This is a genomic window from Novosphingobium sp., assembly GCF_031424035.1.
GTDB lineage: Bacteria > Pseudomonadota > Alphaproteobacteria > Sphingomonadales > Sphingomonadaceae > Novosphingobium.
Genome location: NZ_JANPGP010000124.1, coordinates 1 through 12,869 on the forward strand (window position 1 = coordinate 1; position 12,869 = coordinate 12,869).

The window sequence follows — 12,869 nt, forward strand, 5'->3', positions numbered from 1 at the left end:
GCCGAGCGCGACGTACCTGCCAGGGCCGTTCCAGGGCGCGGTGCGCGATGTCGACGGGGTCGGCAACGTCTACTTCATCCAGAACCTGATGGATGAGGCCAAGAGCCTGACCGATGCGACGTGGGGCTTTTCTGCCGTGGCCTTCGCCGCGCGCGAGACGCTGGTGTTTTTCGAGGCCGACAAGGCGAATGCCGTGTGGAGCGATATCGGGGGAATATTGTGATGATTTCAGAGGAGTTGGTTTCAGCGATCGTGGGCAGCGGCGGCGTGATCGTGCCGGTGGGTGTCGGGATCGGCTGGATCTGGCGCAAGGTCGAGAGGCGCTTCAAGCTGCTCGAGGGGAAGATGCGGATCTGCGAGGCGCGTGAAGCGGTGAGCAACGAGCGCCGGCAGGTCCACGTGACGGTGATCGAGCTGCTCTGGCAGGAGCTGGCGCGGTTCACCGGCGAAAAGCCGAACCGCACAATGACGCGCGCCAAGAAGCTGCTCGACGATCTCAAGACCCTGCCGCCGGCGGCGACGAACCCCGAGCTCGAGCGCCTGGTCGCCGAGCTGGGCGACATGGAAAAATAGGAGCGAGACATGCAACTGAGCGAGCACTTCACTCTCGAGGAAATGACCCGATCGCAGGCGGCGGTGCGCAAGGGGATCCCGAACGTGCTGCCCGAGGCGCTGGTGCCATCGATGCGCGCGGTCTGCGAGCACGTGCTCGAGCCGGTGCGGGCGCACTATGGCAAGCCGGTGCACGTGTTCAGCGGTTACCGATCGCCGCGCGTCAATGTCGCGGTCGGCGGTTCGGCGACAAGCCAGCATTGCAAGGCCGAGGCCAGCGACTTCGAAGTGATCGGCGAGGCCAACATCGATGTGTGCCAGTGGATCATGCGCAACCTCAAGTTCGACCAGCTGATCTATGAGTTCGGCCCGTCGGGCTGGGTGCATTGCAGCTGGCGGAATGGACCGCTGCGCAACCAAGTAATCAGTGCAGTGAAGCGCGGCGGCAAGACCGTCTATCTGCCCGGACTGGTGGCATGAGCGGCGACAAGCTGGACGCGGCCCCTCCGCGTGACGGCGCGCGCTTTCGCGGACTGGTCGGCCTGCTGGCGCTGGTTGCCGGCATTGCCGGGCTGGGCCTGCTCTACATCACGGAAGTGCCTAGCGGCAACCGCGAGCCGCTGCTGCTGGCGCTTGGCGTGGTCCTTGGCTGGGGTTCGACCGTCGTCAATTTCGAATTTGGTTCGTCGCCATCGGGCCGCAAAGCTGCGGACGCGGGCCTGCGCCGTGCCAATGAACAGCCGCCCGCACCGGCAAGTCCTGAAGGGGAAGCGAAATGAAAAGGATCCTGTTGGCGCTGGTCGCCACTCTGGCGCTGGCCGGCTGCAGCTTCGGCAGCGTGGCATCGGCCCCGCCGCCGCCGGCCGAGCTGGCCAACCGCACGGTGCTCGATGAACAGGCCGCGCTCGCGGTCGAGCTGGCGTACAAGGCGACGCGGCTCGCCGGCGAGACGGCGCTCGATGCCGGGCTGATCAAGGGCGACACCGCGCGCCGCCTCGCCGATATCGACATGCGCGCCTATTCGGCCGTGCTGGCGGTGCGCGCAGCCTATCGCGCCGGCAATGCCGAAACCTATACGCAGGCGCTGATCCAGGCGCGGGCGGTGATCGCCGAAGTTGTCGCGGCGACAAGGAAAGGAACCTGACGATGAACCTGACCAACCTTCTCAAGCTGCTGCCAGTTGTCGGCCCGGTGCTCGCGCGTGGGCATGAATTCGTCGACTGGTTCCTCGAGGCGAGCGCGCTGCTCGATCCCGCCGACCAGGACACCGCCAAGGCGGCGCTGGCCGACATTCAGGCCGAGAACGACGCAGGCCACAAGCGCTATCAGGAAAAGCTGCTGGCAGCGATGGGCCGCGCATAAGCGCCTTCGCGCTGCAGGGTGCCTTTCCGGGCAGAATTTGGCATATCGAAGGGCGGCCGCAGGGTCGCCCTTCTCTTGTCTGGCGGGTCAAACCCTTCCAACATGGCAAGCTGAAATCCTTCCAACTCGCCCGGATTTTTGGGGTTTAATGGCGGTTTTCCGCCAATGTCACTGATTACAAATCAGGTGCTCTACCAACTGAGCTAAGCCGGCCCGCCAATGCCCACGCCCATAGCCTCAGACCGCGCCAAAGGTCCAGCCCTCGGTTTGCGAGACTTCGCCAAGGCCGGGCGGGTTCCACAGTTCGGGGCGGTGCGCGGACGTCCGCAGCCAGGCCGAAGTCAAGATCGCGTCGCTGGTGTGATCGTCGACTATGCCGCTCGCCTCTACCGGCTGGCTGCCGAGCGCCGTCAATGCGGCATTTAGGTCCTCATAACTGCGCATCTTTGAGCGGCTCGGCGGACGGCCGGCCTGCATGGCGGCGATTGTCGTGTAGATTTCCACCACGACCGAGCCTTCGCCAGGCAGCGGATCGACCGGCCAGACCGGCAGGCGCGGCGAGAGCCGATGGAGCATCCGCATGCCTGTCAGACTCGACTTTCCCACTTGCGCCGCGCCGACGAGGTTGAAGTTCGAATAGGGCCGGCAGCCCATGCGCTCCTGCGCCCGTTCGGACTGGCGGAAGCGCCCGCGACCACCTCCAAAGCAGTCTCCCTCGCGCCCGCCGTGGCGGCGGAAGTGGCGGCTGGCCTCGGCGTGATCGACAAAGCTGGAGACGGACAGGTGTGGGTCGCCGGCGCAAATCCGCTCGACCGCCGCCCACAAGTCGCGCGCATCGGCGGGGCTTTCGTCCCATGCTGGGAAGAACGCGCCCCGGTCGGCGTGCGGCAGCGACATGCCGAGGTCCAGCCCGGCCAGCGTGTCTTGCGGCATGTCATCGGCCAGCCAGTCCGCCACTTCCGTCCGCGACCAGCGATGACCGGGCCGCACGATCCGAGGAGCCGCATCGCCTTCGCTGCACAGGGCAAGCGCGATGCCCTTGTGCCGTTCGCCCGCCGCGCCTGACCAGTCGATGGCGGCGAAATGGTGGAAGCGGGGCGGAGTCACGCAGAGGCTATGGCTTGGGCCTCAGCGACGAACCCGGCTTCCACGCGGGGGCCTTCGGCTGGTTCGCTACCCGTTCGACCAACGTATAGAAGAAACGGTTGAAATCCGCCGCCGCCTGCCAGTCGATCGCTTGCGTCATGTTATCCTGCGGGCGGTGATAGCCGGTGCGGTACCATTGGCGGTACACGGCCTCGCTCGGGCTTCCCGGTTCATAGCCGAACACAAAATTCGTTGCTGGAATGCCTGCGAGGATGAAGTTCCAGTGATCGGTGCGGCGCAGCAGGCTGCGTTCGGGCTCAGGGTCATCCTGTGTAACGATGCCCATTGAGCGGGCAACCGCCTCGACATCGTCGCCCAGCGTCGAATCGGTGCGGGCATGGACCGTCAGGCGGCGCAGCGGAAAGATCGGGCGGAGCTGATCAAGATTGATGTTGGCGGCAATGCGCGGCAATGGCCATGTCGGATTGGTGACCCAGTATTTGGACCCGAGCAGGCCCTTCTCCTCACCCGTTACCAGCAGCGCGATCACCGGACGGGCGAAGCCCTTGCCCTTTTGCCGTTCCATGAGGCGGACGATCAGCGCGACATAGGCGGCATCGTCGAGCGTGCCGTTGTAGAGGTCATCGCCCTTGACCGGATAGCCGTGTCCATAGCCATCAAGGTGCGCGGTCAGCACGATGGCCTGGTCGGCAAGCGCGGGATCGGTGCCCGGCAGCACGCCGACGACATTGGACGAAGTGACGCGCCGCTCTGCCGTGGCGAAGGTCAGTTCGAGGGGCAGTTTCGCATCGCGCGAGGGAAGCGGCCGGCCTGCCGCGCCGGCTGCAACCAGCTTTGCGCCGCCCGGTATCAGCGAACCCAGCACCTCAGCTCGCAGGGTCAATTTGACGAAGCTGTCTGCCGCAGGAAGTTGTCCGGCGAGCGCGAAGCTGCGCGCATAGGCGAAGGGCCAGCGCGGCGGCTCGATGGTGAAACCCGGATCAGCGACTTCAAACATGCCGGTCGCGCCTGCCTTGCGAACAGCGGCTTCGCGGGCGGCTGGGGTGGTCAGGCCGCTCTTTCGGGTGCCATGGCAAATCACCAGCCGGCCCGCCACGTCGCCAAGTTCCTCCGCGCCGCAATAGCCGCGATAGGCGAGGGGAGCCACGATCTGCGCGGGCATTCCCCGGCGCGGGGAGACGGTGAAATCTGCGAGGAAGCGCAGGCTGGTGCGGCCCATCCGGGCGCTGGCCTTGGTGACGGCCAGTTCGTCAACCCCGACCGGCTGAAGCCATCCGTTGGTGCCAAGCGGCTTCAGGCCCGCCGCTTTCAGGCGATTGGCAACGAGCGCCGCCGACCGTTCGTAGGCTGCGCTTCCGGTGTCGCGGCCCTGCATGGCATCGCCGGACAGTTCCCCGGTGAACGCCCACCAGGCACGTGTATCGGCATCCTGGGGGCCTGCGGGCGGCTTGCCTTGCGCCAGCGCCGGTCCGCTGGTTGCGGCCAGGAACGAGGCGGCAACGAACGCTTGTTTCGCTAGTGACCTGTTCATTCGTCCCCCCGGCGCTCGCGGCGCTTCTTGTCCCACCATTCCATCCGCTTGGCGACTTCGCGTTCGAAACCGCGCTCGACCGGGCGGTAATATTCCTGCGGCTCCATGCCCTCGGGCCAGTAATCGGCGCCGGAAAAGCCGTCCTCCGCCTCGTGGTCATAGGCATATCCTGCGCCGTAACCGATGTCCTTCATCAGCTTGGTCGGGGCGTTGAGGATGTTGGCCGGCGGGCTGAGCGAACCCGTCTCTCGCGCGCTTTTCCAGACGGCTTTCTGGGCGGCATAAGCCGCGTTCGATTTGGGCGCGGTGGCGAGGTAGAGGCAGGCCTGCACGATCGCCAGTTCGCCCTCAGGACTGCCGAGAAATTCGTAGGCGTCCTTGGCAGCGAGGCACTGGACCAGCGCCTGCGGATCGGCGAGGCCGACGTCTTCGCTGGCGAAGCGCACCAGCCGGCGCAGCACGTAGAGCGGCTCCTCGCCCGCCGTGAGCATCCGCGCCATGTAGTAGAGCGCGGCCTGGGGGTCCGACCCGCGCAGGCTTTTGTGCAGGGCGGAAATGAGGTTGTAATGCCCGTCGCGGTCCTTGTCATAGACCGCGACCCGGCGCTGGAGGAACTTGCCGAGCGCAGCAGGATCGAGCGGTTCCGGTATCTTCGCATTGTAGAGCGTTTCCGCCTGATTGAGCAGGAAGCGCCCGTCGCCGTCCGCGCTCGCCACCAGCGCATCGCGCGCTTCGGTGGTGAGGGGCAGGGGGCCTTCCAACTCCTCGCCGCGCGCCAGCAGGGTATCGAGCGCGCGGGCGTCAAGCCGGTGGAGGATCAGGACCTGCGCGCGGGAGAGCAGCGCGGCGTTGAGCGCGAAGCTGGGATTTTCGGTCGTCGCGCCGACCAGCGTGACCGTACCGCGCTCGACAAACGGCAGGAAGCCATCCTGCTGCGCGCGGTTGAAGCGGTGAATCTCGTCGACGAACAGCAGGGTTCGCTGGCCCATCTTGGCGGCGGTTTCCGCTTCGGCGAAGGCCTTCTTGAGGTCCGCCACGCCCGAAAACACCGCGCTCACCGAAATGAAGCGCATGCCAACGGCATCGGCGAGCAGGCGGGCGATGCTGGTCTTGCCGGTGCCGGGCGGACCCCAGAGGATCATGCTCGACAGGCGGCTGGCGGCGACCATCCGCCCGATCGCCCCTTCCGGGCCGGTCAGGTGTTCCTGCCCTATCACCTCGTCCAATGCGCGCGGGCGCAGCTTGTCAGCGAGCGGCGCGTCGTCGCGCGGTTCGTCGCGGTTTTGCTGCGGGGATTCGTCTGCGAAAAGGTCAGCCATCACCCTCGTCCTAGCCGGTTCGACGGCGGATTGCATCGCCCCTCGTTCAGGCATAGCATTGTGCCATCAAAAACGGGGGAGATGGGGCATGACGAATGGCACCAAGGCACCGACGATCTATTGGGTCGTGGCTATACTCGGACTTCTGTGGAACTGCATCGGCGCATATCTGTACATTCAGACGCGGCTTAATCCGGATGTGATGCTGGTAAATGCGCCGCAGGAAATCCGAGATTACGTGGCGAGCATGCCGCTGTGGGCGAACATCGGCTATGGTCTTGGCGTCTGGGGATCGCTTGCTGGCTCGGTACTGATGCTGCTGCGTTCGCGCCATGCACCCACCGCGTTCCTTGTTTCGCTGGTCGGTGCGCTCGTGAGCTACCTTGGTCAGTTTTTGGCTGGCGTGCTGGGTCCGGCAGAACCTGCGATGATCCTCGCCGGCATCCTGCTGCTCTGGTGGTACAGCCGCCGCGCCGCTGCGCAGGGCATCCTCAAGTAGGTCAGCGCTTCTTCGCGCGCTGGCGGATCAGCCGCAGATAGGTATCCGCCACGGCCTGATTGATCCGGTCCCATGAGAAGTCGCGGGCGCGCCGTTCGCCCGCGGCGCCGTGCTTTGCGCGCAGGTCTGCATCGTCCAGATAGGTGACGATGGCATCGGCGAACTGGGTGATTGCGCCGGGCGGGATTAGCCGACCAGACTTGTTGTCCGCAACCAGGCTTTCGCTGCCGGTAGCTGCCGCTGCGACGACTGGCAGATTGCAGGCCATCGCTTCCAGCGTGACATTGCCAAAGGTCTCGGTGGTCGAGGGGAAGAACAGCACGTCCATCGAGGCGACTGCCTTGCCGAGGTCCTGACCGCCCATAAAGCCGGCAAAAATGGCGTCCGGCAGCCGGTCTTCCAGCCATTCGCGCGCCGGGCCATCGCCGACGATCAGCGTGCGGTGGAAAACGCCGCGCCGGCGCAGTTCGTCGATCGTGTCGGAGAACACGTCGAGCCCTTTTTCCATCACCAGACGGCTGTGGAAGCCGACTACAATCTCTTCATCGCCGATGCCCAGACTGCGGCGCCATTCGAGCGAGCGCAGGCCCGGATTGAACAGATCGCGGTCAACTCCGCGTGACCAGATGTCGATATCGTAGTTCATCCGCTGGTCGCGCAGCACTTGCGCCATCGATTCCGACGGGGCAACCAGCGCGTCGCAGCGGCGGTAGAGCCGGCGCAGCATGGCTTCGACTGCCGGTTCGAACCAGGCCATGTTGTAATAGCGGAAATAGGTTTCGAAGCGGGTGTGGACCGATGCCAGCACCGGCAGCTTGCGATGCCGCGCCCAGGTCACCGCGCGGTGCGCGACGATATCGGGCGAGGCGATGTGGACGATGTTGGGCGCAAAGGCGGCGAGATCGGAGCGCAGGCGCGGGCTGAGAGCGAGCGGAAAACGGTATTCTCCGCGCCCCGGAAAGGCGATCGACGGCACCGAAACCAGATCACCGGTGGCCGGGAACGCGGGCTCGGGAACGGTTGGCGAATAAACTCGCACCTGCGCGCCCTGCCGCAGCAGGTAGCCGACCAGCCGGTTCAGCGCCTGGTTCGCACCATCGCGGACATAGTTGTAATTGCCGCTGAACAACGCGATGCGCAGGTCAGCCAGAGGTGCCTCAGGGTTCGCCATGGGCAGCGCCTTTAGCGGCTTGTGGACATTATGGCGAGGGGGCGCCGTCAGGACAGGGCGAAGTGCTCCATCGTTCCGCCCACGGTCATCGCGCCCATGCTGGCGCGAAAGGCGGCGAAGGCATCGGTATTGCGCGCCTCGCCGTGGGCTTCGAGCGAGTCCCATTCAACCACGAAAGCGAACTTTGAGGGATCTTCCACGCCGCGCCCGAATGACACCTTGCTCACGCCCGGGCAGCCCGAAAGATGCCCGACGCCGCCGTGCCGCATGGCGGCTTCGAACGCTTCTTCCTGGCCGGTAGCGATGGTGACGGTGGCGATTTCGGTGATCATGGCAGGCTCCTGATGCGTATCACCTGACCATCAACGCGGCATGGTCAGCTGGCAAGGGGGCGACCATCGCTCGGGCGCTAAGCCGGCGATTGCCCCGGATAGCTAACCCAGCTTAGGAAGGTTGTCAGGAGAACCGATGCCCCGCTTTACAACTGCCTTTGCCCTTGGAGCCACGATCGGACTTGCCGCGACTCCGGCGCTTGCCCAGCGTTCGACAGAGAATGCTGCGGCGAGCAGCGACGACGCCTTTGGCACCCAGGTCGGGACCGAAGCTACGGGTATCTACAACGAAAACGATACGCGCGGGCTCAGTCCGCTGAAGGCCGGCAATGCGCGGATTGACGGAATCTATTTCGATCCGGTCGCCAGCCTCTCGGGCAGGACGCGCGCATCCTATGGCATCCGCGTCGGCATCGCGGGGATCGACTACCCCTTCGCCGCGCCAACCGGGATCGTTGACAGCAAGCTGCGCTCTGCCGGGGATGCGTTTGTCGGCAGCATCTCACTTACCCGGTTGCAATATACCGGCGTGCTTGCCGAACTCGACATGCAGGTGCCGATCGTTCCCGGCCTGCTCAGTTCGAGCATCGGTCTGGGCTATGCCCGCACCGTGACCGGCGATGGCGGCGTGATGCCCAGCGCGGCGATTGCCATCCGGCCGGTCCTGCGCGTGGGCAAGGGGTTAGAGATCAGCCCGTTTTATGCTGGAACCCTGCTTTATGACGTGCAGTCGCGGCCCTTCTTCCTCACGCAGGGCGATATCGTGCCGCCGCAGCCCAAGCTGGGTCATTACCTTGGGCAGGACTGGGCGCGCGGGCGCATCTACCAGAGCAATGCCGGCTTGACAGTGCGCGCGCCGATCACCAGCCGGCTGGCCCTGCGCGGCGGCGTGTTCCGCTCGGCCCTTTCGCGCAAGCATAACTATTCCGAGTTCTTCAGCTTCACCGGCCCCGGATCAACCGTGCGCCACCGGCTGGTTTCCGATCCGCAGCAGGACGTCCATTCGTGGAGCGGCGAAGCGCAGCTGGCGTGGAAGCTGGGCGGGCCGAAGGCCTTGCAACACCGGCTGATCGCGGGATTCCGGGCGCGAAAGCGCTACACGGAATCGGGCGGATCAGACCTGCGCGATTTCGGGCTGATGGACCTCTACGGCGATGATCAGGAGGCCGAGCCAACGTTCTCGTACGGTCCGGTCAATGTCGGGCGCGTCAGCCAGCGCGCCGTACTGCTGGGCTATCAGGCCAAGCTTGCGGGTGTGGGCAGCATCAACCTTGGCATCCAGCGCGCCCGCTACCGCGCAACCTTCCGCGATGCCCGCACCGGCATCGTCACTGCCAGCGCCAGCGATGCGTGGCTTTACAACGCCACTGCCGCCATCAACCTTGCAGCTCACGTCGAACTGTTCGCCGGCACCCAGAAGGGCCTCGAAGACAGCGGCGCCGCGCCCGAAAATGCGGTCAACCGCAGCGAGCAGCTCCCCACCACGCAGTCCACCCAGTACGAAGGCGGGGTGCGGATCGGGCTGGGCAAGGGAAACCAGCTGGTGCTGTCCGCCTTCCAGATACGGCGGCCCTATTTCACTTTTGATGCCGGTGGCCGTTACGCTGAACTGGGCGAGGCGCAATATCGCGGTGCGGAACTTTCATTCGCCGGCCACTTTGACCGGCTGACCGTGCTCGCCGGTGCCGTGCTGATGAAGCCTGAAGTCAGCGGCCCGGGGCGGACAAGTGGTCTGGTCGGCAAAAGGCCGGGGGGCATTCCGGATTTTTACACCCGCATCGACCTGCAATACCGCACCAACATCCTCGGCGGCCTGACCCCGACGGTCACGCTGCTCGCCACTGGCCCGCGCGCGATGGGTTCCGCGCCGGTGGCGGCGCTGGGCGGCCGGCAAGCCATGCTGGACGCCTACGTTGCGCTCGACCTAGGCCTGCGCCACCGTTTCAAGTTTGGCGATATGCCAGCCAGCGCGCGAATGCAGTTGCAGAACGTGTTCAATCGCACCGGCTGGAAAGTCATCACCAGCAACACGCTCCAGCCCGAGGAACACCGCCGGTTCACGTTCACGGTTGCCGCCGATTTCTGACGTGTTGTCGTCCCGAAGCGCTCGATCCACCGCATTTCCGAATTGCAGCGGAACCATCCGGTAGCTCGAACGTCTTGTGGTCTCACATTGTCGCTGATGTGCAGAATTTCACAAGGATATGAAAATGAAGATGATTTCGACGCTGTTGGTCGCCACTGCGGCCCTCGGCCTGACCACGGCTGCCTCCGCCCAGGATGAAGATCGTTCAAACGATTTCAACGGCTTCTACATAGGTGGAACCATCGGTACAACTGCCCAGAAGAATGACGGTGCCAGCACTGTCGTGTTCGATACCAACCGCGATGGCACCTTTGACCAGAACGTGCTGACTTCGACGGGCGGCAACGCGTTTTCGCCGGGCTTCTGCAACGGATTCAGCACGGCCAATGCGCCGGGCGGCTGCCGCAAGGATGAGAACGGCCTCGAATACTCGGTGCGCATGGGTTACGATGCCCGCATGGGCAGCAACCTGGTTGCCGGCCTGCTCGTTGAAGGTGCCAAGTCTTCTGCGCGTGACGGTTCTTCGGCCTTCAGCACCACCCCGGCCGGCTACAGCTTCGACCGCGAACTGGACTATGCCGTGTCGGCGCGTGCGCGTCTTGGCATTACCCCGGGCGGCGGCGGCGGCCTGTTCTATGTGACCGGCGGCGGTTCCTACGCCAAAATCGACCACACCTTCTCGACCACCAATACGGCGAATTCGTTCTCGCCGGTCAACGATGGCAAGATGGTTTGGGGCTGGCAGGCCGGCGGCGGCGCGGAAGTGCTGCTGTCGCGCAATCTCTCGCTCGGCATCGAATACCTCTACAACCGCTATGACGACGGCGATTACTATGTCGCAGTCGGCAACGGCACGGCAGGCCCGACGAATCCCTTCGTTCTGGCTGGCGGCGTGAACATGCGCCCCTCTGAAACGCGCTACGACTATCATAGCCTTCGCGCGTCTATGAGCTTCCGGTTCTGATCTGACCGCGAAACTTCAGGCAAAGAAAAAGGGCGGCTCCCGCAAAGGAGCCGCCCTTTTTTCATGTCAGGCCCGAAAGGGCTGCGCTGAAATCAGGCAGCCTGCTTCTTGCGGCCGGCCTTCTTGCGCTCGTTCGGGTCGAGCAGCGCCTTGCGCAGGCGGATCGACTTGGGCGTCACTTCGACCATTTCGTCTTCATCGATATAGGCAATCGCCTGTTCCAGCGTCATGATCTTGGGCGGGGTGAGGCGGATGGCGTCGTCCTTGCCCGAGACGCGGAAGTTGGTCAGCTGCTTCGACTTCATCGGGTTGACTTCAAGGTCATCCGGCTTGGCGTTTTCGCCGATGATCATGCCTTCGTACAGCGGGGTGCCGACGCCGACGAACAGGATGCCGCGCTCTTCCAATGGGCCGAGGGCATAGGCGTTTGCCTCGCCCGCGCCGTTGGAGATCAGCACACCGTTCTTGCGGCCTTCGATGCGGCCCTTGTAGGGACCGTACTTCTCGAACAGGCGGTTCATGATGCCGGTGCCGCGCGTGTCCGAAAGGAACTCGCCGTGGTAGCCGATCAGGCCGCGCGACGGGGCTGAGAAGGTGATGCGGGTCTTGCCGCCGCCCGAGGGGCGCATGTCGGTCATCTCGCCCTTGCGAGTCGCCATCTTCTCGACAACGGTGCCGGCGTGTTCATCGTCAACGTCGATCATGACGGTTTCGTAAGGCTCGGTCTGCTTGCCGTTTTCGTCTTCGCCGTAAAGCACGCGCGGACGGCTGATACCGAGCTCGAAGCCTTCGCGGCGCATCGTTTCGATCAGCACGCCAAGCTGCAATTCGCCGCGGCCGGCGACTTCGAAGCTGTCCTTATCGGCAGATTCGGTAATCTTGATCGCGACATTCGATTCCCCTTCGCGCTCAAGGCGATCGCGGATCATGCGGCTGGTGACCTTGGAGCCTTCACGGCCGGCCATCGGCGAATCGTTCACCGCAAACCGCATCGACAGCGTCGGCGGGTCGATCGGCTGGGCGTGGAGTGGTTCGGTGACCGAAGGGTCGCAGATCGTGTTCGAAACGGTCGCTTCGGTCAGGCCGGCGATCGAGATGATGTCACCGGCGCGGGCCTCTTCTACGGGAACGCGCTCCAGCCCGCGGAAGGCGAGCAGCTTGGAAGCTCGGCCGGTCTCGACGATCTTGCCGTCGTTATCGAGCGCGTGGATTGGCTGGTTGACCTTGACCGTACCCGACTGGACCTTGCCGGTCAGCACGCGGCCGAGGAAGTTGTCACGATCGAGCAGGGTGACGAGGAACTTGAACGGGCCGTCGAAATCGGCCTCAGGGGCAGGGACGTGGCGAACGATGGTTTCAAACATCGGCGTCAGCGTGCCTTCGCGCAAGTTCGGGTCTTCGTTGCAATAGCCGTTGCGGCCCGAGGCGTAAAGCACGGGGAAATCGCACTGCTCGTCCGTCGCGTCGAGGCTGACGAACAGATCGAACACTTCGTCGAGCACTTCCTGGATGCGTTCATCCGGACGGTCGACTTTGTTCACCACGACGATCGGGCGCAGGCCCAGCGCCAGCGCCTTGCCGGTGACGAACTTGGTCTGCGGCATGGCGCCTTCCGAGCTGTCAACCAGCAGGATCACGCCGTCGACCATCGACAGGATGCGCTCAACCTCGCCGCCGAAGTCGGCGTGGCCGGGCGTATCGACGATGTTGATGTGCGTGCCGTTCCATTCGACCGAGGTGCACTTGGCGAGAATGGTGATCCCGCGCTCTTTTTCGAGGTCGTTCGAATCCATCGCCCGCTCCTCGATCCGCTGGTTGTCGCGGAAGGTGCCGGACTGGCGGAAGAGCTGGTCGACAAGCGTGGTCTTGCCGTGGTCGACGTGGGCGATAATGGCGATATTGCGCTGATTGGCGGACATTACGAACTTTCCGGGAGCTTTGGACAG

Annotated in this window: 15 protein-coding genes and 1 tRNA gene; 9 read left to right on the forward strand and 7 right to left on the reverse strand. The window is 64.5% G+C overall.

The annotated features are described in order from the left end of the window. The 6 genes from RMO89_RS16935 to RMO89_RS16960 all read left to right on the forward strand — a co-directional run. On the forward strand, positions 1-223 hold a 223-nt coding region (locus RMO89_RS16935; RefSeq protein ID WP_310534608.1), incomplete at its 5' end, for a hypothetical protein. Continuing rightward, entirely contained in the window at positions 223-573 is a 351-nt protein-coding gene (locus RMO89_RS16940; protein ID WP_310534610.1) for a hypothetical protein, read from the forward strand. The genes RMO89_RS16935 and RMO89_RS16940, both read left to right, overlap by 1 nt. A 9-nt stretch (positions 574-582) precedes the next feature. Beyond that, the gene (locus tag RMO89_RS16945) at positions 583-1,032 is read left to right on the forward strand and encodes a D-Ala-D-Ala carboxypeptidase family metallohydrolase (RefSeq protein ID WP_310534611.1); all 450 of its coding nucleotides are present in this window, start codon (positions 583-585) and stop codon (positions 1,030-1,032) included. After that, positions 1,029-1,331, forward strand: coding sequence for a hypothetical protein (locus RMO89_RS16950; RefSeq protein WP_310534612.1), 303 nt, complete (start codon positions 1,029-1,031; stop codon positions 1,329-1,331). The genes RMO89_RS16945 and RMO89_RS16950 overlap by 4 nt, the downstream gene beginning before the upstream one ends. Beyond that, a complete protein-coding gene (locus RMO89_RS16955; protein WP_310534613.1) occupies positions 1,328-1,696 on the forward strand; it encodes a lipoprotein in 369 nt (122 codons plus the stop codon). Before RMO89_RS16950 ends, RMO89_RS16955 begins: the two co-directional genes overlap by 4 nt. Positions 1,697-1,698: 2 nt before the next feature. Beyond that, positions 1,699-1,914: a hypothetical protein gene (locus RMO89_RS16960; protein WP_310534615.1), complete on the forward strand. Its 216-nt coding sequence runs from the start codon at positions 1,699-1,701 to the stop codon at positions 1,912-1,914. Positions 1,915-2,053: 139 nt separating this feature from the next. Here RMO89_RS16960 and RMO89_RS16965 read toward each other — a convergent pair. The 4 genes from RMO89_RS16965 to RMO89_RS16980 all read right to left on the reverse strand — a co-directional run bounded on the left by RMO89_RS16965 (position 2,054) and on the right by RMO89_RS16980 (position 5,871). Then, positions 2,054-2,121: transfer RNA gene (locus RMO89_RS16965), tRNA-Thr, on the reverse strand. A 30-nt stretch (positions 2,122-2,151) separates the two neighbouring features. Further along, positions 2,152-3,021, reverse strand: a complete 870-nt coding sequence (locus tag RMO89_RS16970) for a hypothetical protein (RefSeq protein ID WP_310534617.1) — start codon at positions 3,019-3,021, stop codon at positions 2,152-2,154. A gap of 7 nt (positions 3,022-3,028) precedes the next feature. Continuing rightward, a complete protein-coding gene (locus RMO89_RS16975) occupies positions 3,029-4,552 on the reverse strand; it encodes a M28 family peptidase (protein WP_310534618.1) in 1,524 nt (507 codons plus the stop codon). Further along, positions 4,549-5,871: a replication-associated recombination protein A gene (locus RMO89_RS16980; protein ID WP_310534619.1), complete on the reverse strand. Its 1,323-nt coding sequence runs from the start codon at positions 5,869-5,871 to the stop codon at positions 4,549-4,551. Before RMO89_RS16980 ends, RMO89_RS16975 begins: the two co-directional genes overlap by 4 nt. A gap of 88 nt (positions 5,872-5,959) precedes the next feature. Between RMO89_RS16980 and RMO89_RS16985 the strand changes: the two genes are divergently transcribed. Then, entirely contained in the window at positions 5,960-6,370 is a 411-nt protein-coding gene (locus RMO89_RS16985) for a hypothetical protein (RefSeq protein ID WP_310534620.1), read from the forward strand. Between the two features lies 1 nt (position 6,371). Here the strand turns inward: RMO89_RS16985 and RMO89_RS16990 are convergent, their stop codons facing one another. Continuing rightward, entirely contained in the window at positions 6,372-7,541 is a 1,170-nt protein-coding gene (locus tag RMO89_RS16990) for a glycosyltransferase family 1 protein (RefSeq protein ID WP_310534621.1), read from the reverse strand. A gap of 47 nt (positions 7,542-7,588) precedes the next feature. Beyond that, positions 7,589-7,873 carry an antibiotic biosynthesis monooxygenase family protein gene (locus RMO89_RS16995; protein WP_310534622.1) on the reverse strand — a complete coding sequence of 95 codons (285 nt, stop codon included), beginning with the start codon at positions 7,871-7,873 and terminating at the stop codon, positions 7,589-7,591. Positions 7,874-8,009: 136 nt separating this feature from the next. Here RMO89_RS16995 and RMO89_RS17000 point away from each other — a divergent pair, with 136 nt between their 5' ends. Together RMO89_RS17000 and RMO89_RS17005 are read left to right on the forward strand one after the other, a co-directional pair. After that, entirely contained in the window at positions 8,010-9,959 is a 1,950-nt protein-coding gene (locus tag RMO89_RS17000; protein ID WP_310534623.1) for a hypothetical protein, read from the forward strand. 124 nt (positions 9,960-10,083) lie between these two features. Then, positions 10,084-10,923 (forward strand): outer membrane beta-barrel protein, encoded by an 840-nt coding sequence (locus RMO89_RS17005; RefSeq protein WP_310534624.1) that lies wholly within the window; start codon positions 10,084-10,086, stop codon positions 10,921-10,923. A 92-nt stretch (positions 10,924-11,015) separates the two neighbouring features. On the opposite strand, the gene typA is transcribed toward RMO89_RS17005, so the two are convergent. Beyond that, positions 11,016-12,842, reverse strand: a complete 1,827-nt coding sequence (gene typA / locus RMO89_RS17010; RefSeq protein ID WP_310534625.1) for a translational GTPase TypA — start codon at positions 12,840-12,842, stop codon at positions 11,016-11,018. Between the last annotated feature and the right edge of the window lie 27 nt (positions 12,843-12,869).

Excerpts from the sequence above, each read along its gene's own strand:
- RMO89_RS16940 (WP_310534610.1), top strand. The coding sequence starts at position 223 with ATGATTTCAGAGGAGTTGGTTTCAGCGATCGTGGGCAGCGGCGGCGTG.
- RMO89_RS16945 (WP_310534611.1), top strand. The coding sequence starts at position 583 with ATGCAACTGAGCGAGCACTTCACTCTCGAGGAAATGACCCGATCGCAG.
- RMO89_RS16950 (WP_310534612.1), top strand. The coding sequence starts at position 1,029 with ATGAGCGGCGACAAGCTGGACGCGGCCCCTCCGCGTGACGGCGCGCGC.
- RMO89_RS16955 (WP_310534613.1), top strand. The coding sequence starts at position 1,328 with ATGAAAAGGATCCTGTTGGCGCTGGTCGCCACTCTGGCGCTGGCCGGC.
- RMO89_RS16960 (WP_310534615.1), top strand. The coding sequence starts at position 1,699 with ATGAACCTGACCAACCTTCTCAAGCTGCTGCCAGTTGTCGGCCCGGTG.
- RMO89_RS16975 (WP_310534618.1), bottom strand. The coding sequence starts at position 4,552 with ATGAACAGGTCACTAGCGAAACAAGCGTTCGTTGCCGCCTCGTTCCTG.
- RMO89_RS16980 (WP_310534619.1), bottom strand. The coding sequence starts at position 5,871 with ATGGCTGACCTTTTCGCAGACGAATCCCCGCAGCAAAACCGCGACGAA.
- RMO89_RS16985 (WP_310534620.1), top strand. The coding sequence starts at position 5,960 with ATGACGAATGGCACCAAGGCACCGACGATCTATTGGGTCGTGGCTATA.
- RMO89_RS16990 (WP_310534621.1), bottom strand. The coding sequence starts at position 7,541 with ATGGCGAACCCTGAGGCACCTCTGGCTGACCTGCGCATCGCGTTGTTC.
- RMO89_RS16995 (WP_310534622.1), bottom strand. The coding sequence starts at position 7,873 with ATGATCACCGAAATCGCCACCGTCACCATCGCTACCGGCCAGGAAGAA.
- RMO89_RS17000 (WP_310534623.1), top strand. The coding sequence starts at position 8,010 with ATGCCCCGCTTTACAACTGCCTTTGCCCTTGGAGCCACGATCGGACTT.
- RMO89_RS17005 (WP_310534624.1), top strand. The coding sequence starts at position 10,084 with ATGAAGATGATTTCGACGCTGTTGGTCGCCACTGCGGCCCTCGGCCTG.
- typA (WP_310534625.1), bottom strand. The coding sequence starts at position 12,842 with ATGTCCGCCAATCAGCGCAATATCGCCATTATCGCCCACGTCGACCAC.